Source organism: Agromyces chromiiresistens, assembly GCF_029167465.1.
Lineage (GTDB): Bacteria > Actinomycetota > Actinomycetes > Actinomycetales > Microbacteriaceae > Agromyces > Agromyces chromiiresistens.
The window spans coordinates 1,173,042-1,191,347 of record NZ_JARFNL010000004.1 but is presented as its reverse complement, the minus strand read 5'-3'; the positions used below and the strand labels follow the sequence as shown (position 1 = coordinate 1,191,347).

The following is an 18,306-nucleotide window of genomic DNA, read 5'->3' as shown; positions in this document are numbered from 1 at the left end:
AACCGGATGCCTCGTGCCGCGCGTCGGCACGAGGCATGAGGCGGACTGGTCAGCGGCGCCGGAAATATCGGCTATCCTTGTTGAGGCCCTGCGGGGCCACCGGGGTGTGGCGCAGCTTGGTAGCGCGCTTCGTTCGGGACGAAGAGGTCGCAGGTTCAAATCCTGTCACCCCGACCACACGCAGAACCCCCTCCGAGATCGGAGGGGGTTCTGTCGTATCCGTACGTTCAGGGGCGCCCGATGCCCCGCAGTTCCCAGCCGGCCGCGCGCCAAGCGGCGGCGTCGAGCACGTTGCGGGCATCGATGATGCGGCGACCCGCGACGAGTCGCGCCGAGTCGACGGGATCGAGCGCGCGGTACTCCCTCCACTCGGTCACGAGCACGACGAGGTCGGCCCCGCGCAACGCCTCACGGGTCGAGCTGACGTAGTCGAGCTGGGGGTGCCGCGCACGGGCGTTCTCGATGCCCTCGGGGTCGGTCGCGACCACGTCGGCGCCGAGCCCCTTGAGCTGCACCGCCACGTCGAGCGCGGGTGAATCGCGCACGTCGTCGGACTCGGGCTTGAACGTCACGCCGAGCACCGCGATGCGCTTGCGGTGCACCTGTCCGCCGAGTGCGGCGACGGCGAGGTCGACGACCCGTTGCCGCTGGCGCAGGTTGATCGCGTCGACCTCGCGCAGGAAGGCGAGGGACTCGCCGCGCCCCAGTTCTTCGGCGCGTGCCGTGAACGCACGGATGTCCTTCGGGAGGCATCCCCCGCCGAACCCGACACCGGCGTTGAGGAAGCGGCGGCCGATGCGCGCGTCATGGCCGATCGCGTCGGCGAGGGCGGTGACATCGGCTCCCGTGACGTCGGCGATCTCGGCCATCGCGTTGATGAAGCTGATCTTCGTCGCGAGGAAGGCGTTCGCCGCGACCTTCACGAGTTCGGCGGTCGCGTAGTCGGTCACGATGCGCGGCGCTCCGGCCTCGATCGCCGCACGGTACACCCGATCGAGCACCGACGCCGCACGTCCGTCCCCGCCGGGATCGCGGACTCCGTACACGAGTCGGTCGGGCTCGAGGGTGTCGCGGACCGCGAAGCCCTCGCGCAGGAACTCCGGATTCCAGGCGACCTCCGCCTGCGGCGCGACCGCGGCCAGCAGCTCGGCCAACCGGGACGCCGTGCCGACCGGCACCGTGCTCTTCCCGACCACGAGCGCCCCGTCGGCGAGATGCGGGGCGAGCGCCGCGAACGCCGCGTCGACGTAGCTCAGGTCGGCCGCGTTCGTGCCCGCGGACTGCGGGGTGCCGACCGCGACGAAGTGCACCTCCGCGTCGGCGGCGTCGGCGATGTCCGTCGAGAAGCGCAGGCGACCCGACGCGGTGGCGGAGGTGAGGATCTCGGCGAGCCCCGGCTCGAAGAACGGCGGTCGGCCGGCAGCGAGCTCGGCCACTTTCGCGGCGTCGATGTCGACGCCGACGACTTCGTGTCCGAGTTCGGCCATCGCCGACGCGTGCACCGCCCCGAGGTAGCCGCAGCCGATCACCGAGATGCGCATGGCAGGTCCTTTCGAGCGGGACTTCCATTCTCGCGGTTGCGGCCGCTCGCCGCGCGCAGCAGTCGTTCGAGCGGTCCGCGACCGAGCCACCGGCGCCAGCACCACGCGAAGATCATGCTGCCGATGATCAGCCCGAACGTGAGCGCCCACGAGTCGTCGGTCAGGTATCCGTCTTCAGCGCGTTTCGCCGCTGCGATCACGATGAGGTGCAGCGTGTAGATCGTGAGCGGCATCGACCCCATCGCCGTGACCGGCGACAGCACGCGGCCGGCGACGCGGCGGACGGCGGGCCTCGCGAGACCGGTGAGCGTCACCGCGGCCGCGACGATCACGAGCGCCACCCCGACGTTGCCCATGGCGAGCGCCGAGGCGGAGACCGCGTGCTCGAGCACCGACGCCGAGGCATCCGTCTCGGCAGGCAGCACCCGGGTCAGCGGAAGCATCACGGCCGCCACCGCCGCGCCGCAGAGCGCGTACCAGGCGACGACTCGCGGAGCCGAGGCGCCGAGCCTCGCGAGCCCGAGGCCGATGAGCATGACCGGCACCCAGATGATCACCGGGTACGCCCCGGTCAGGACCCAGCCGACGAGGAGCCCGACCTCGCCCTCGCCCGCGGCGACGATCTCCGGGCTGTACTGCGCCGCCGTCGCGAGGCCGGGCGCGATCGCGAGCAGCACGGCGCCGAGCCCGAGCGCGACGCGCGGCGGCAGGAACAGCAGCGGGAGCATGAGCAGGAACGCGACGCCGTACACGTCGAGGATGATGTACACGAGCGGGTGCAGGGTCGCGGCGATCAGCAGCCCGAGCGCGATGAGGATGAGCGCCCGGATCGTGATCTGACGGCGCAGCAGCCCGCGCCCGTCGCCGATCGGGCGGGTGCCGCCCGAGATGAAGCCGAGCCCGAAGCCCGCCGTGAGGGCGAAGAGCAGTCGCGGCCGTTCGTCGGCGATGGCCAGGAGTTCTGCCGCGTCGAGCGTTGCGGCGGCCGGCGCGACGTGCGCGACGAACATGCCGATGAGCGCCAGGCCGCGGGCGGCGTCGATACCCTCGACCCGGGCCGGCAATGCGCTGCGCAGCCGGCTGCGCGGCGATCGCACGACCGGCGCGGCGCTCACCGCACGACGACCGTCGGCGCCTCGAGCCGCGAGAGCACGCCGTGGCTGACCGAACCGAGCAGGAACCTGGCGATCGCACCCCTGCCGTGGCTGCCGACGACGAGCAACTCGGCCTCGGCGGCCGCCTCGGCGAGCGCCGTCACCGGGTCGCCCGCCTCGACCCGCCGGTCGATCTCGAGTGCCGGACGGGCGGACGCCACGGGAGCGAGCGCGTCGTCGAGCACCTCGCGGGCTGCGTCGGTGAGGTCGTCGACGGCGACCATCGCGGGGCCGTAGCCGTATTCGCCGCCGGCCATCAGCGCCATGTCCCACGCGTGCACCGCGACGAGCGGCACGGCGCGCCGCTCCGCCTCATCGGCCGCGAAGGCGAGTGCACGCGCGCCGACCTGCGATCCGTCGACGCCGACGACGACGCCGCGACGCGCCGAGACGTCGATGTCGGGCACGACGACGACGGGCGCCTCGCTCGCTGCGGCGATGCGCAGGCTGTGCACACCTCGCCGGCTCGGACGCTTTCCGCCGTGCCAGTCGCTGCCGACGACGAGCAGTTCCGCACCCCGCGACCGCTCCGCGAACACCTCGACGGGCGATCCCTGCTCGAGTTCGGTGGCGACCTCGAGACCAGGGTCGACGTCGAGCGCCACGGTGGCGGCGTCGGCGAGCGACGCGCGGGCCCGGTCGAGCGCGGCGAGCAGCAACTGGGCGTCTCCGGTCGCCTCGACGGCGCTGTCGACCACGTGCACGAGCCGGAGCGGGCGGCGACGCGCCGATGCCCGTTCTGCGGCCCAGCGCACCGCCCTCAGGCCGGCGCTCTCGGCGGTGCTGACTCCGACGACGACTTCGCTCATCCGGCGGCCCTCCTGCCTCCATCATCACGCGGATGCCTCGTCGGCACCACCCTCGGGCAGGTGGCCGCGGCCCGACGGACGGGGATGACAGCGGCACGGCTCGCGCCGAGGCATCCTCGTCAGTGACGGCCGTTCAGCACCCCGCCGGACTCCTGCAGGTAGCAGACGCCGCACAGCGACTCGTAGGCGACCTCGACCCCGTCGATGGCGACCTGGTCGCCGTCGAAGATGTAGCGGCCGTCGACCCGGCGGCCGTTGAAGATCGCCTTGCGACCGCAGCGGCAGATCGTCTTGAGCTCCTCGAGCGAGTGCGAGACCTCGAGCAGGCGCCGGCTGCCCGGGAAGGCGACCGTCTGGAAATCGGTGCGGATGCCGTACGCGAGCACGGGGATGCCGTCGATGAGCGCGATGCGCAGGAGGTCGTCGACCTGGTCGGACGAGAGGAACTGCGCCTCGTCGACGAGCAGGCAGCTCACGTCGCGGCCGGCCTCCTCGATGACCCGGGTGCGGTGCCCTTGGAAGCGGTCGAGCACGGGTGCGTCGGGTTCGATCACGAAGTCGACCTCGCGCACGACGCCGAGCCGGGACACGATGTCCCGGTCGCCCTTCGTGTCGACCGCGGGCTTCGCGAGCAGCACCCGGTGGCCCCGCTCCTCGTAGTTGAACGCCGCCTGGAGCAACGCCGTCGACTTTCCGGAGTTCATCGCCCCATAGCGGAAGTACAGTTTCGCCATCTACTCGAGGAATCCGTCTTCTGCGGCACGACGGATCAGCTCGGCCTTGCGGCTGGCCGGCTTGCCCACCTTCGCGTACTTCTCGCGCACCCGTCGCAGGTACGTCTTCGCCGTCTCGTAGCCGACGTCCATGCGCTGGCCGACCTCGAGCGTGCTGAGCCCCTGCGCGTAGTAGCGCAGCGCCTTCTCTTCGGCCGGGCTGAGGTGCACCCCCGACATCGTCGTGTGCGAGCCGGGCGCCTCGCCCGGTCGCCCCTGCGGTCGTGGATGCCTCGGCAGTCGTTCGCCGCGCATCACGCGCCGTGCATAGTCGACGAGCGTCTCGGCGGGCAGCGTCTTCGAGACGAACCCCGCCGCACCGGCGGCCATGCTGCGTTCTCGCGACTCGTCGTCGTCGAGTGCGGTGACGACGATGACCCGCGCGCCGGCGGCACGGCACGCCCGGATGCGCGACTCGATCGACACGCTGTCGCCGAGCTGGAGGTCCATGAGCACCAGGTCGACCGGGAAGGCGGGGCTGCGCACCAGGTCCATCCAGGAGGTCGCGGTCACGACGACCTCGAAATCGGGCGCGAGATCGGCGAACCACCGCGCCAGGCTGTCGACGATCAACCCGTGGTCGTCGAGGATCGCGAGACGATGGCGCGGCGTCGCGGCCGGTTCACTCGATGACATATCTCAGCTCCACAGTGACATTCTCCCGCGTCGAGACCGATTCGGCACCCAACGCCACGGCACGAGCCACGGCGACGAACCGATCGAGTTCGCGCTTGGCCGGTGGACGCGCCGCGGGATCGGCGACGATCCGGATGAGTCCGCCCTCGGGCTCGGGCGAGAATGCGACGCTGACGCGTTCGGAACGGCCCGTGTCGGCGAGCCACGTGATGAGGGCGGTGAGCGCCGACCGCTGGTCGTCGCCGAGCACGTCGGCGGCGCCCGTCGGGTCGTCGACGAGGGTCTCGACACCGCGGCTCACCCGCAGGTTCGCCGCGAGATCGTCGAGCCAGGTCGACTCGATGCCCGCACGAAGCGCCCGCCGGAGCTCTTCGGCGAGCTCGCGCGCGCGGTCGGCATCGGCGACCGAGATGCGCTCCGCGGTCATCACGCCCGCGAGGAACGGCAGCACCTCGCGGCCGAGCACCGAGACGCGGCTCTGCTGCACGGACCTTGCGATGCCGGCCCGCAGCTCCGAGTCGCGCTGGAGCGCCGCCCGGTTCGCCTCCCGCTGCCACGCGAGCGTCTCGGCGATGATCGCGTACGCGTAGCCCGCGGCGGCGGCGGAGAGCGCGACCACGGGCGCCGCGTTGACGGCGATGAGCGCGGCGACCGGGGCGTCGGCGACGACGTAGGCGGAAGCGCCGACGACGAGGATCGACAGCACGATCGAGGCGAGCACTCCGGCGAGCGCGAGCGAGAGCCAGGTGCAGAACGGGGCGACCGAGAGGATGAGCATGCCGATCACGACCGGCCCGTAGTCGTCGTAGAGGTACTGGTTGGACCCGACGGTGCTCATGTACTCGGCGATGGCCGCCCCCACGGCGAGCGTCACCACGAGCCACAGGCGCTCCGCCGTGAACGGGGCCCGCGACGGGGCCGCCGACACCGCTGCGACCGCACCGGCGGCGGCGACGAGCACGATCGCCGCGACCGCCGCCACGGGTGCGACGATCTCGGAGCGGTGCACCCACGTGAGCGCGAGCGACGTGCCGAGCGAGAGCACGGCGCCGATCACGACGATGGGGGCGGCGGTGATCGCGCCGATCGGGTCGGCCTCCTGCTGGGTCAGTCTCACCGGCTCACGCACCCCCCTCGGGAACCGTGAGCACGATCGTCGTGCCGATGCCCTTCGTCGACCACAGCCGCACCGTGCCCTCCTGCTGTTCGATGCGGGCCCTGATCGAGGTGCGCAGCCCGATGCGGTCGTCGGGCACGGCGGACTCGTCGAACCCCACGCCGCTGTCCATGACGGCGACCGTCACCTCTCCCCCGCCGAGTCCGAGGGCGAGTTCGGCCTCGGCGACGCCGGCGTGGCGGGCGACGTTGATGAGGCACTGGGCGACCGCGGCGTCGAGCGCCTCCGCCCGCGCCGGGCCGAGCACCCGCATCACCCCGACGTCGCCCGTGACGCGCACGGTGAGGCCGGCGTGCTCGGCCGCCGTGAACGCCTGCACGAGCGAGGGCTCGCCGTCGGCGGCAGCCACCTCACGAGCCGAGCCGCCATCGGGGCGGGCGGACGATGACGGTGCGCTCGTGCGCCGAGCGGCGGCACGCCGTCGAGATCGACCCCCGGTCGTCGCGACGGTGTCGTCGACGGCGCCCGCCCCGGTGCCGGCGGCCGAGGCGGTCGCGGGTGCCACGTCGCTCCCGCCTGCGCGGGCGCCGGTCGATGCACGCTGCGGTGACCCTGCCGTCGTCGGGCCGGCGTGGTCGATCGCCCAGTCCCGGCCGACGATGAGGCCGAGATCCTGGCGGATTCCGGCGCGCAACCGCTCGTCGACGACGCCCGAGCCCGCCGATGCGATCGCGATGAGGTGGCTGAGCGCGGTGTCGTGCAGCCGCGCGGTCGCCCTGAGCTCGTAGTCGTGGCGGATGGCGAGTTCACGGGTCTGCTGGCTCGCACGGTGCAGGCCGGTCTCCTGGCGGGCGTCGGAACGGCGGGAGACGCCGTCGAAGACCCTGACGACGATGAGGATGCCGAATGCCGCAGCCGCCGCCATGTTCGGCGCATACACCCCGCCCACGAGCGCGACGCCGAGGAACATCGCCGCCTCGCCGAGGGCGTAGCCGAGCGACGCCCACACGATCGCGATGAGCGATCCGCTGCCGGCACCGCCGACCAGCAGCAGGGCGATCCGCGGCATCGCGAGCAGGGCGTTGTTGGTCGTCGCGAAGCCGCCCGGCCGCATGATGAGCACGGTCAGCGCGATCATGATGCCGGTGCCGATGACGAGCGCGAGCACGGTGAGCGTGACCGTCGGGAACCGCGCGACGGCGGCGAGCGCGAGCGCCATGATCGCGGCGAGTGCGGCGCCCGCCCACCCGCCGGGCGTTCCGCCGACCGTGGCGACGATGACGCCGACCGAGATCGAGACGGCGAGGCATGCGAAGGCCGCGCAGTGTCCCGCGAAGGCGAGCGCCCGGCTCAGGCTGTCGCGTGCGAGATGCCCCGGCAACCCCAGGCTCATCGTGAACCTCCACTCGCGACCGGCGGCCCGATCGCGCCATGTGGACCGGACTCAGCGAATTATCCCAGTTCTGCGCGCTTCCGCGCATCCGGGGCGCGTCTCGATCGCGAACGCGCACGCCGAGGCCGTGGCGCGCACGGCGGCTCGGCGGGCGGAATCAGAACAGCATGGCGGGATCGCCGGGCGCGGCGATCTCGAGGGGCAGCTCGCCGGCGGGGCGGGGCGGCGTCGTGCGCTTGCCGCCCCGCCCCGCCGACGAACGCACCCCGCCCGTGACCGGATCCTCCGTTCCGCGGGCGAGGCCGTGTGCGCGGATGAGCGGCTGCATGCGCTCACCGAGCCAGCGGCGGTACTCCTTCGGCGCGTAGGCGTTGGTGCCGTAGTACATCGACCGGTACTTCGGCACGAGCTCGGGGTGGGCGCGCTCGAGCCACTGCATGAACCAGGGCTTCACGGCTCCGCGCAGGTGCAGCGCCGTGTACAGGACGCTCGACGCGCCGGCTGCCTTGGCCTGACGGAGTGCCTCGTCGAGGTGGGCGCGGGTGTCGGTGAGGTAGGGCAGGATCGGCATGAGGAAGACGGCGCAGTCGAGCCCCGCCTCACGTACCGCCGTGACGGTCGCGAGTCGCGCCCTGGTCGACGGCGTGCCCGGCTCGATCGACTGCTGCAGCTCGGGGTCGTAGATCGCGATCGACATCGCGAGGTCGACCGGCACGTGCTCGGCGGCGGCGGCGAGCTTCGGCAGGTCGCGGCGCAGCAGGGTGCCCTTCGTGAGGACGCTGAACGGCGTGCCGCTCGCCGTGAGCTCGTCGACGATGCCCGGCATGAGCTCGTAGCGCCCCTCGGCCCGCTGGTACGGGTCGGTGTTCGTACCCAATGCGACGGACTCGTGCCGCCACGACGGCCGGGCGAGTTCGCGCCGGAGCACCTCGGCGACGTTGACCTTCACGATGATCTGCCGATCGAAGTCATCACCGGCATCGAGGTCGAGGTAGCTGTGGGTCGGGCGAGCGAAGCAATTGTGGCTCACCACCCCGTTCGCGATGAAGTCTCCGGTCGACGTCGTGATGTCGAGCATCTCGAGTTGCGTACCGAGCGGTTCGACCGACACCACGCGGAGGTCGGCCATTGTCTTGACCGTGGTGCCGGCGAGCGCAAGCTTCCGCTTGATCGCAGGCCGGCTGATCGAGAAGAAGTCGTTCCGTGCGCGGAGCCCGCCGCGCACCCGAACGCTCGACACCCCGTTCGCGCGGGCGGGCTCACGGACGTACGGAATGTCGAAATGCGACAGCGAGCGCTCGACTGCGGTGAGGACGACATCGTCTGAATTGCTGATGCGCAGCACGCCCCGAGCACACGAGCCTTCGGCGTCGAAGATGCCGGCGAGATACCCTGCACGCCACGCCTCGGCCGGATCCTGCGGCCACTCGATGATGGAGCCGACGGCGTCGAAATCCCTGGACTTCGAAGTTCGGATCGCCGCCATCTCTCGGCGGGTGGCCGTGGCGGGAGTGAACCGGAATTGCGACGTCATCACCCCGAAGTGTTCAAGGAATCGGCGCGAGCGCGACAGCGCCTCGTCGTCAGCGAGCGCCAGACGAACGCGGTGGGCGACCAACGCCCCACCTGTCGCACGCGGGTGGATCCGTCGAAGCATCATGCCGTCGCCGCGAATCATGCCCGTCAGATATCCACGGCGATAATCGTCGGACGCGGTCGATGGAACCGGTCTCCCAGACATTTCGCCGAATCCGATGAGGCGGTCGTCGACGGTGAGATACGGTCGACCCGGCCCGCCTGCCATCGCTCCGGTGACGTACTTCCATCCGCGCTCCGTGAGGAATCGGTGGTCGCCGCTCGCGACGAGAACAGTACCGTCGGCCAGGCGAATGCGGTACGCGGCCTTACGAGTCGCCCATTTGGCCAGCACGATCGTTTCCACGTACTTCCGGTACTGACCGATCTGCCGTGTGCCCATGACCTCGTCACCGACCTCGACGTCGGAGAGCGCCTTGGTTCGACCGTCGGCCATCATGATGGCCGTCGAGGGCTCCAGGCAGTACACGCACGCGTGACTGCAGCCCCGATACGGGTTGATGGTCCAGCCGAACGGCATCATCGACGGGCCCGGCACCCGGTTGAGCGCCGACTTCGCGAGCACCTCGTGGAACGTGATGCCCGCGAACTCGGGCGTCTGCACCGAGCGCACGAGATTGTTGAGCCGGGCGAGGCCGGGCAGCGCATCGACCTGGTCGACGCCGAGTTCCTGCCCGCTCCATCTCATTCGTACATTCGAACATGTATTCTGGGTATCTGTCTAGGTGAAGTAGGCTGTGTTTGTGGCCGAGTCTGCGCATCCGGTGGGCGGGGTTGACTATCCGCGGACATTCCAGGAGCTCCGCGAGTGGTTCCCTGACGATGCGGCGTGTCTGGCGTATCTCGCGCGGTTGCGTTGGCCGGACGGCTTCGTCTGCCCGGAGTGCCAGAGCCGGGAGTTCTGGTTCACCGGTGCGGGCTTGTGGATGTGCCGTTCCTGCTCGCGGCGCACCTCAGTGACGGCGGGCACGATCTTCCACCGCACTCGCACGCCGCTGTCGACGTGGTTCGCGGCCGTGTGGCTTGTGACGTCGCAGAAGAACGGGATGTCCGCGCAGAGCCTGCAACGAGTACTGGGCCTGAAGTCCTACGAGACCGCGTGGGCGTGGATGCACAAGCTCCGGCGTGCGATGGTGCGTCCGGATCGCGACCTGCTGCACGGCGTCGTCGAGGTGGACGAGACTTTCGTCGGCGGCGTCAGCGGCGGCCACTCCGGAGCCAGCACCGGGAAAGCGACCGTGATGGTGGCGGTCGAAAAGCCCGGCCCGGGCCGCAAGCTCGGCCGGATCCGGCTCGGACTCGCAGACCGGCCAAACACGCTCGGCCTCGTGACCTTTGCACAGAACACCGTCGCGAAGGGCTCGACAATCCACACCGACGGTGCGCGGATGATGCGCCGCCTCGGCGACCTGGGCTACACCCACGAGTACGCCACCGGGTACAACGCCCCTGACCCGGCGGCGGTGCTGCCTGGCGTGCACCTGACCGCGTCGCTCCTGAAACGCTGGCTGACCGGCACCCTGCACTACGGCGTCGCCGAGCACCAGCTGCCTTACTACCTCGACGAGTTCACGTTCCGATTCAACCGCCGCGACGCGACCAGCCGCGGGCTGCTGTTCTATCGGCTCCTCCAGCAAGCGGTGCAGACCGACCCGCACCCGCTCCACGATCTCCTCGACCCCGACTCGAACCCCTACTTCACTGACGCCTGGGGCTGACGGAGAGTTCTTTCCACATTCTCCAGCGAATGACTTCGTATCCCTCAGCCGAACGGCCATACTTCACCTACATGCAATAGCGATGTGATTGGAGCGTGGCTTGGATCAGGGAATGCGTGCTCGGAAGACCGTGCTTCTGGCATCGGCCATCCTCTGTGGTCTGGTAGTCGCGGGGTGCTCTACGGGTGCCGCCGCTGGGACGGCGACGCCGTCACCGACTGACGATGGGAAGCCAGCTGCGGCTGAGGGGGTACCTGTGGACTCCGCGATCGCGGCTACGTGCGCGACCGTGAGCACGATCGATACCACGCTCCACAACGCTCGCCAAGACCACTCCCACGGCACGATCACCGCCGAGCAATACCTCGCGCTCATCGAGTCCGCCTACACGGGCTATCGGTCGTTGACGGCATTTCCCGAGTCGCAGCGGGGCCTTCGCGATGAGTTCGAAGCGGTCGTCGAGTACATCGAAGCCAACCCGGACCCTGCGTCGGGCGCGAGATTCGACCCGACAGCCGCCGGATACTACGAGGCTCGGCTGCCGATCATGGAGGCGTGCGGGTCGAACCTCTCGGAGCTGGTGATTTTCTCCACGACAGGCGGCTGACCGACCCGATGATGAGCACGCCCAAGGATGATTACGGCGATCGGCACGTAGTAGGAGCGCCGGGCTGCCTCTTCATTTTCGGTGCAGCGCTACCCACTCTCTGGGCGATTTGGGTGATCATCCGGATCGGCGTCGCGAACTCCACGTTCTGGGGTCAGCGGACCGAGAATCCAACGTATCCACGGGACATGACAGAGCTTTGGGTGACGGCCGCGATCCTGACACTCACAGCAATCACGTTCATCGGGATGGAGCTGCGCTACTCAACCGCGCGGCGTGCGGGCACTGTGGTTCTCGCCGTCCTGACTGTTGCCGCGGCGATCGCCAACTGGATGATTCTGATGCTTCCGTAGCCGCGAAATCCGGGACCCAGTTGCTGATGAATCTGATCTGGAGTCGAGCCTCAGCATCTACTTCATCTAGACAGATACCCAGAACATGTATTCGAGTTCGGCGCAAGCGACACCCGGCACGGCGTCCGCATTCCTCATTCGAGTCTCGTCCAAATTCGGGCGAGAGTCGAATGCGATTCCGAGCGAGGTCGCCTGCATCGGACGGTGCGGATGGATGCCTCGGGCCCGGCCCCGAGGCATCCGCTCGCTCAGTTCCCCACCGCGGCCGGAACGGCGGCGCCCGCGTGCAGCTCGAGCCGCTCCCCCGCCCAGCGCCGGCGGAGCCAGCGATCGTGGCTCGCGATGACGACGGCGCCGGGGTAGCCGCCGAGGGCCTCCTCGAGGTCGGTCGCGAGTGCGAGAGACAGGTGGTTGGTCGGCTCGTCGAGCAGGAACACGTGCGGCGGCCGCGCGATCACGAGCGCGAGGGCGAGCCGCCGCTGCTGCCCGACCGACAGCGTGCCGAGCGGCCGCTCGAGATCACGCGGCGCGATGAGCCCGAGACTCGAGAGCGGCACCTGGCCGGCGCGGCGTTCGCCGAGCACCCGTTCGTAGAGCGCGCGCGGCGTCGCCGACGGGTCGGCGAAGCGCACGTCCTGCTCGAGCAGCTGCACCCGCAGCCCCTTGCGCCGGTGCACGGTACCGCGATCGGGCGCGAGCCCGCCCGCGAGCACGCCCAGCAGCGTCGACTTGCCCGCGCCGTTCGCACCCGTGACGAGGAGCCTCGTGAGCGGTGCGAGCTGCAGCTCGTCGAGGCGCAGTCGCCCCTCGACCTCGAGGTCGGCGACCTGCACGAGCAGACCGGCGGCCTCCTCGAGCGCGTGCGAACCCGCGGGGATCCCGGCGAACTCGAGCGGCGACGGGGGCTTGCGCACCTGCTCGCGCTCGAGCGTCTCGAGTCGCTGCTCCGCGTTGCGCACGCGACGCGCGACCGTGCGCGCGACGTTCTCACCCTTGAAGTGGCGGATGAACTTGTCGTTGTCGGTCGCCGCTCGGCCGTACGCGACGTTCCGCGCCGTGTCGGCGACTGCCGCGCGCAGGCGCTTCAGCTCCTCCTGCTCGTCCTCGTACTGGCGCTGCCAGCGGGCCCGCTCGTCGGCCTTCACCGCGAGGAACTCGCTGAATCCGCCGCCGAACACCGTGCCGCCCGAGGCGCTCAGCACCTCGCTGCTGCTCGCGCCGCGACCGGCCGCGGCTGACGCGGCGAGCGCGCCCTGCCGCCCCGGGTCGAGGTCGATGAGCCCGGTCGCCGCCCGGTCGAGGAACGCCCGGTCGTGGCTCGCGAAGAGCACGGGTCCTCGCCAGGCTCGGAGCCGCGACTCGAGGAAGTCGGCGGCGGCGTCGTCGAGGTGGTTCGTCGGCTCGTCGAGCAGCAGCGCCTCGGGCGCCGAGAGCAGCAGCGCGGCGAGCGCGAACCGCGAGCGTTGGCCGCCCGAGAGCTCGTCGATGCGGCGGTCGAGGCCGAGGCCGGCGACGCCGAGCCCCTCGAGCAGTTCGTCGCGGCGCGTCTCGGCCGTCCAGACCTCGGCGCGCTCGGCGGCGTCGAGTGCCGCCGCGTACCGGGAGGAGGCGGCCTCGGCGTCCGCGCCGCCGAGTGCGACGGCGGCGGCGTCGAGCTCGCGCTCGATGGCCCGGACCTCGGCGAGCGCCGACTCGAGCACGAGGCCGACTCGCGCGTCGGGCGAGAACGGCACTTCCTGTTCGAGCAGCGCGGTGCGGCGCGGCCGGGTCAGGCGACCGGAGACGGATGCCTCGTCGGGCAGGCCCGACGGCGAGGCATCCCCGTCGTGGTCGCCCGCGAGGAGCCGGAGCAGCGTGGACTTGCCCGCCCCGTTCTCGCCGATGAGGCCGACGCGCTGGCCCGGCGCGACGGTGAAGCCGAGATCGGCGAAGATGCGCCGATCGGGGAAGGAGACCGACAGTCCGTCGGCCCGGAGATGGTTGGAAAAGGAGAGTTGTACCGGCATGGAGACCGCCGTTCGCGGAAGGCCTCCGAACGGTCGCCGGTTATCGCGGTTGCGTGCGCGACGACCGTTCGGAGGCAGGAGAGTTCCCGCCGGGCATTGCCGAGATGGGTGCGCAGAGCGCCGTCGCGATCAGTGGGCGTTCGTCAACCCCCGTGAGCACACCCGATGTCTACGGCGCCTCAGGCGCGGGACGGTGGGCTGTACTCACTTCATAGCGGGATCGACCGTAGCAGACGGTCGCACGACGGCGCAAGCGCCCGTCGAGTCAGGCGGTGAGCCCCAGGACGTCGGCGGTGGCCTTCAGCGACGCCTCGGCCGCGGCCGGGTCGTCGGACAAGCGCATGCCGTAGCTCGGGATCATCTCGCGCAGCTTCGGCTCCCAATCAGCCATGCGGTCGGGGAAGCAGCGACCGAGCACGTCGAGCATGATGGGCGCGGCCGTCGAGGCGCCCGGCGATGCGCCGAGCAGGCCCGCGATCGTGCCGTCGGCGCCCGTGATGACCTCGGTGCCGAACTGCAGCACGCCGCCCTTCGCGCCGTCCTTCTTCATGACCTGCACGCGTTGGCCGGCGGTGATGAGCTCCCAGTCGCCGGTCTTCGCCGTCGGCATGAACTCGCGCAGCGCCTTCATCTTCTTCTCGCGGTTGGCCATGAGCTCGCCGACGAGGTACTTCACGAGATCGAAGTTCTTGAGGCCGACCTGGATCATCGGCCAGATGTTGTGCAGGCGGATCGAGAACGGCAGGTCGAACCAGGTGCTCGTCTTCAGGAACTTGGGCGTGAAGCCGGCGTACGGGCCGAACAGCAGGGCGGTCTCGCCGTCGACGACGCGGGTGTCGAGGTGCGGCACCGACATCGGCGGAGCGCCGACGGCGGCCTTGCCGTAGACCTTCGCCTGATGCTGGGCGACGATCTTCGGGTCGGTGGTGCGGAGGAACTGGCCCGAGATCGGGAAACCGCCGAAGCCCTTGATCTCGGGGATGCCCGAGTGCTGCAGCAGGGCGAGCGCACCACCGCCGGCGCCCACGAACACGAAGCGCGCGCGCACCGTCTTCGGGGTGTTGCCCACGGTGTGGCGCAGCCGCAGCTTCCAGGTTCCGTCTTTCTGGCGCTTGAGCCAGGTGACCTGGTGGTTCGTCTGGATCGACGCGCCGCGCGCGGCCATGTCGTGCATGAGGTACTTGGTGAGGGCGCCGAAGTCGACATCGGTGCCCGCCTCGATGCGCGTCGCGGCGACGCGCGCCTTCGGATTGCGCTTCTTCGCGAGCAGCGGCGTCCACTCGGCGATGCGCTCGAGGTCTTCCGTGTACTCGAGGTCGGGGAACAGCGGCTCGTCCTTGAGCGCGGCGACGCGCTTGCGCAGGTACTCGATGTTCGCCTTGCCGCGCACGAAGGTCATGTGCGGCGTCGAGTTGATGAAGTTGTGCGGCTCGGGCAGCGCACCCTGGGCGACGAGGTACGCCCAGTACTGGCGGCTGATCTGGAACTGCTCGTTGATGGAGACGGCCTTCGCCGCGCTCACCGTGCCGTCGGGGTTCTCGGGCATGTAGTTGAGCTCGCACAGGGCGGCGTGGCCGGTGCCCGCGTTGTTCCACGCGTTGGAGGACTCCTGCGCGACCTCGCCGAGTCGCTCGTAGAGGCGGATCGTCCAATCGGGCTGCAACTGGGAGATCAGGGAGCCGAGCGTCGCGCTCATGATGCCCCCGCCGATCAGCACGACGTCGACGGTTTCCTCTGAATTCACGGATTCCAGTCTAGATGGGCGGGGAGGGTGCCCTTGACCGGGGTACTCTTCGCTCCGGATCTCAGCCGAGCTGGGGCAGCCCTCGCTCGTCGAGCGGCCAGCCCGGGTTGTGCGCCAGCTCCCACAGATTGCCGTCGGGGTCGGCGACGTACCCGCTGTACCCGCCCCACTCGGTCGCGGCCGCGGCCTTCGAGATCGAGCCGCCGGCGAGCACCCAGTCGCCGATCGCCTCGTCGACCTCGTCGCGCGAGCCCAGGTTGATCGCGAGTGCGACGGCGCGGAAACCGGGCGCGTTCGCGTGGAACGTGCCCAGCGCCGCGTCCTTCGCGAGCTCGGCGGTCTCCCAGAGGGCGACGACCCCGCCCGGGGTCGCGAAGAAGGTGATCTCGCCGGGCACCGAGGACCGGGCCTCGTGCCAGCCGAGCCGGTGGTAGAAGGCGGTCGCCGCCTCGACGTCGGCGACGCCGAGCGTGACGAGCGAGAATCGCTGCGGGATGCTCATGGGCCGAGCGTACGCCCCGGCATCGACGACGTCACGCGTCGAGCAGCGCCGGCTCGGCCGCCGTGACCGCCGACACGGTCGCTCGTGCACGCACGAGCGCGGCGCCGTCGCCGCCGGCGGCCTCCAGCGCGAGCAGTGCCGCCCCGACGATGGGGGCATCGTCGACGACGCTCAGGCGCGCGAGCGGCGCGGCCGCCGCGAGTTCCGAGCGGATGCCTCGGAGCAGGCGTTCGTCGCGCGATCGCGCGATGCCGCCGCCCAGCACGACCGGGATCTCGCGGTCGAGCAGCTCGAGCCTCGTGAGGCAGGCCCGCGCGAAGTCCGCGAGCTCCGTCGCCTGCCGGTCGACGAGACCGATCGCGACGGCGTCTCCGGCCCGGGCCGCCTCGAACACCGCGGGGGCGAGCGAGATCAGCTCCGAGGCATCCCGTTCGCCGAAGTGCAGGCCCTCGATCAGCTCACCGACCGAGCCGACGCCGAGGCGCCGCTCGATCTCGCCGACCAGCGCCGTCGACGGGCCGCGCCCGTCGACCGCGCGGGCGGCGTGCCAGAGCGCCGCCTCGCCCAGGCCGGAACCGCCGCCCCAGTCGCCCGAGAGCGACCCGAGCGACGGGAAGCGCACCTCGGCGCGGTCGGCGCGGAGTCCGATCGCGTTCACGCCCGTGCCGCACACGATCGCGACGGCGTCGGGTTCGTCGGTGCCGGCGCGCAGCAGCGCGTACAGGTCGTTGTCGACCGTCACCGAGGCCGCAGCCCAGTCGCACCGGCCGATGGCCGCCTCGTACCGCTCGATCTCGATGGGCAGGTCGAGCCCCGAGAGGTAGAGCCCCGCGTGGACGACCGGGCGACGGCCCGCGACCGCCCGCACGAGCTCGTCGACCACCGCGGCCGAGGCGTCGAGCCCGTCGAAGTGGGGGCTCGAGCCCGGACCGCGACGATGCTCGACGAGCGTGCCGTCGAGCTCGAGCGAGACGGCATCGGTCTTGGAGCCGCCGCCGTCGACCGCGACGACGAGCGGCACGCCGCCCCGGCCGGTCATGCCCACTCCAGGAAGCGGGCGTTCTCGGCCATGAGCAGGTCGGTGAGCCGTTCGGCCCGCTCGTGCTGCAGCACGAGCGGGTGCGCCCGCATCGCGCGCAGGACGCGGTCGCGTCCGCCGTGCACGGCCGCGTCGAGCGCGAGCCGCTCGTAGCCCGCGACCGCCGAGACGAGGCCCGAGATGTCGTCGGGCAGCGGCGCGACCGGTTCCGCGACGAATCCCCCGTCGCGGAACACGGCCGGCACCTCGATCACGTGATCGTCGGGCAGGAAGGGCAGCACGCCGTCGTTCCGGAGGTTCACCACCCGCGACCGGCTCGCGCCGTCGCGCATCGCGGCGAGCAGCTCGATCGCGGCCTCCGAGTAGTACGCCCCGCCGCGACCCTCGAGCGCGGCGGGCTTCTCGTGCTGCGACTCGTCGGCGTAGAGCTCGAGCAGCTCGCGCTCGATCGCCTGCACCGCCTCGGCCCGCGTCGGCTCGGCGAGCTGCTCGCGCAGCACCTCGTCGTGGGCGTAGTAGTACCGCAGGTAGTACGAGGGCACGACGCCGAGCTGTGCGAGCAGCTCGGGTGCGAGGTGCACCTCGTCGGCCAGGTCGCCGAGCCGGTCGGCGAGGAGGTCGGGAAGCCGGTCGCGCCCGTCGATCGTGACGCTGCGCTCCCAGGTGAGGTGGTTGAGCCCGACGTGGCCGAGGTGCACGCGGTCGTGCTCGACGCCGTAGAACGACGCGTAGCGACGCTGGAACCCGATCGCGACGTTGCAGAGGCCGACCGCACGGTGCCCGGCCTCGAGCAAGGCGCGGGTCACGATGCCGACCGGGTTCGTGAAGTCGACGATCCAGGCGTCGGGCTTCGCGTGCCGGCGCACGGCCTCGGCGATGCGCAGCACCACGGGGACCGTGCGCAGCGCCTTCGCGAGGCCGCCGGGCCCGGTGGTCTCCTGACCGATGCAGCCGACCTCGTGCGGCCAGGTCTCGTCGGCGTGGCGCGCGTGCTGCCCGCCGACCCGCAGCTGGACGAGCACCGCGTCGGCGTCGGCGACGCCCGCGACGAGATCGGTCGTGCCGATCACGCGCGCGGGGTGACCGGCGTGGGCGAGCATGCGCCGCGACATCCCGGCGACGAGGGCGAGACGGTGCTCGTCGGGGTCGACGAGCCGGATCTCCTCGAGCGGCAGCGTCTCGCGCAGCCGGGCGAAGCCGTCGATGAGCTCGGGGGTGTAGGTGGATCCACCGCCGACGATGGCGAGTTTCATGTCTCCTCATTCCGCTGGAAGCAGGCTGGCGCGCAGGTGCTGCGCGCCGGTGTGGTCGACCGCCG

16 protein-coding genes and 1 tRNA gene are annotated in these 18,306 nt (G+C 71.0%); 4 read left to right on the top strand and 13 right to left on the bottom strand.

What is annotated here, in order from left to right:
- Positions 1-100: 100 nt before the first annotated feature.
- Positions 101-177: transfer RNA gene (locus tag PX701_RS12835), tRNA-Pro, on the top strand.
- Positions 178-227: 50 nt separating this feature from the next.
- Here the strand turns inward: PX701_RS12835 and PX701_RS12830 are convergent.
- The 8 genes from PX701_RS12830 to PX701_RS12795 all read right to left on the bottom strand — a co-directional run bounded on the left by PX701_RS12830 (position 228) and on the right by PX701_RS12795 (position 9,707).
- Positions 228-1,541 carry a UDP-glucose dehydrogenase family protein gene (locus tag PX701_RS12830; protein WP_275506512.1) on the bottom strand — a complete coding sequence of 438 codons (1,314 nt, stop codon included), beginning with the start codon at positions 1,539-1,541 and terminating at the stop codon, positions 228-230.
- A complete protein-coding gene (locus tag PX701_RS12825) occupies positions 1,526-2,656 on the bottom strand; it encodes a heparan-alpha-glucosaminide N-acetyltransferase domain-containing protein (protein ID WP_275506511.1) in 1,131 nt (376 codons plus the stop codon). Before PX701_RS12825 ends, PX701_RS12830 begins: the two co-directional genes overlap by 16 nt.
- Positions 2,653-3,504: a universal stress protein gene (locus tag PX701_RS12820; protein ID WP_275506510.1), complete on the bottom strand. Its 852-nt coding sequence runs from the start codon at positions 3,502-3,504 to the stop codon at positions 2,653-2,655. The genes PX701_RS12825 and PX701_RS12820 overlap by 4 nt, the downstream gene beginning before the upstream one ends.
- Before the next feature lie 119 nt (positions 3,505-3,623).
- On the bottom strand, positions 3,624-4,238 hold the full coding sequence (locus PX701_RS12815) for a thymidine kinase (RefSeq protein ID WP_231431715.1): 615 nt from the start codon (positions 4,236-4,238) through the stop codon (positions 3,624-3,626).
- Entirely contained in the window at positions 4,239-4,913 is a 675-nt protein-coding gene (locus PX701_RS12810) for a response regulator transcription factor (protein WP_231431716.1), read from the bottom strand.
- Positions 4,900-6,030, bottom strand: coding sequence for a hypothetical protein (locus PX701_RS12805; RefSeq protein WP_231431717.1), 1,131 nt, complete (start codon positions 6,028-6,030; stop codon positions 4,900-4,902). The genes PX701_RS12810 and PX701_RS12805 overlap by 14 nt, the downstream gene beginning before the upstream one ends.
- A 4-nt stretch (positions 6,031-6,034) precedes the next feature.
- Positions 6,035-7,423 (bottom strand): sensor histidine kinase, encoded by a 1,389-nt coding sequence (locus PX701_RS12800; protein ID WP_231431718.1) that lies wholly within the window; start codon positions 7,421-7,423, stop codon positions 6,035-6,037.
- A gap of 157 nt (positions 7,424-7,580) precedes the next feature.
- The gene (locus tag PX701_RS12795; protein WP_275506509.1) at positions 7,581-9,707 is read right to left on the bottom strand and encodes an intein-containing Rv2578c family radical SAM protein; all 2,127 of its coding nucleotides are present in this window, start codon (positions 9,705-9,707) and stop codon (positions 7,581-7,583) included.
- Positions 9,708-9,783: 76 nt separating this feature from the next.
- Between PX701_RS12795 and PX701_RS12790 the strand changes: the two genes are divergently transcribed.
- From PX701_RS12790 to PX701_RS12780, 3 genes are all read left to right on the top strand, one after another.
- Positions 9,784-10,737, top strand: a complete 954-nt coding sequence (locus PX701_RS12790; protein ID WP_275506794.1) for an IS1595 family transposase — start codon at positions 9,784-9,786, stop codon at positions 10,735-10,737.
- 289 nt (positions 10,738-11,026) lie between these two features.
- Entirely contained in the window at positions 11,027-11,344 is a 318-nt protein-coding gene (locus tag PX701_RS12785; protein ID WP_275506508.1) for a hypothetical protein, read from the top strand.
- On the top strand, positions 11,293-11,697 hold the full coding sequence (locus tag PX701_RS12780) for a hypothetical protein (protein ID WP_275506507.1): 405 nt from the start codon (positions 11,293-11,295) through the stop codon (positions 11,695-11,697). Before PX701_RS12785 ends, PX701_RS12780 begins: the two co-directional genes overlap by 52 nt.
- Positions 11,698-11,945: 248 nt before the next feature.
- Here the strand turns inward: PX701_RS12780 and PX701_RS12775 are convergent, their stop codons facing one another.
- The 5 genes from PX701_RS12775 to PX701_RS12755 form a co-directional block, all read right to left on the bottom strand.
- On the bottom strand, positions 11,946-13,703 hold the full coding sequence (locus tag PX701_RS12775; protein ID WP_275506506.1) for an ABC-F family ATP-binding cassette domain-containing protein: 1,758 nt from the start codon (positions 13,701-13,703) through the stop codon (positions 11,946-11,948).
- 265 nt (positions 13,704-13,968) lie between these two features.
- Positions 13,969-15,447, bottom strand: a complete 1,479-nt coding sequence (locus tag PX701_RS12770; RefSeq protein ID WP_275506505.1) for a malate:quinone oxidoreductase — start codon at positions 15,445-15,447, stop codon at positions 13,969-13,971.
- Positions 15,448-15,508: 61 nt separating this feature from the next.
- Positions 15,509-15,949 carry a VOC family protein gene (locus tag PX701_RS12765; RefSeq protein WP_231431721.1) on the bottom strand — a complete coding sequence of 147 codons (441 nt, stop codon included), beginning with the start codon at positions 15,947-15,949 and terminating at the stop codon, positions 15,509-15,511.
- Between the two features lie 31 nt (positions 15,950-15,980).
- On the bottom strand, positions 15,981-16,988 hold the full coding sequence (locus tag PX701_RS12760; protein WP_275506504.1) for an N-acetylglucosamine kinase: 1,008 nt from the start codon (positions 16,986-16,988) through the stop codon (positions 15,981-15,983).
- On the bottom strand, positions 16,985-18,241 hold the full coding sequence (locus tag PX701_RS12755; RefSeq protein ID WP_275506503.1) for a 6-phospho-beta-glucosidase: 1,257 nt from the start codon (positions 18,239-18,241) through the stop codon (positions 16,985-16,987). The genes PX701_RS12760 and PX701_RS12755 overlap by 4 nt, the downstream gene beginning before the upstream one ends.
- Positions 18,242-18,306: the final 65 nt, after the last annotated feature.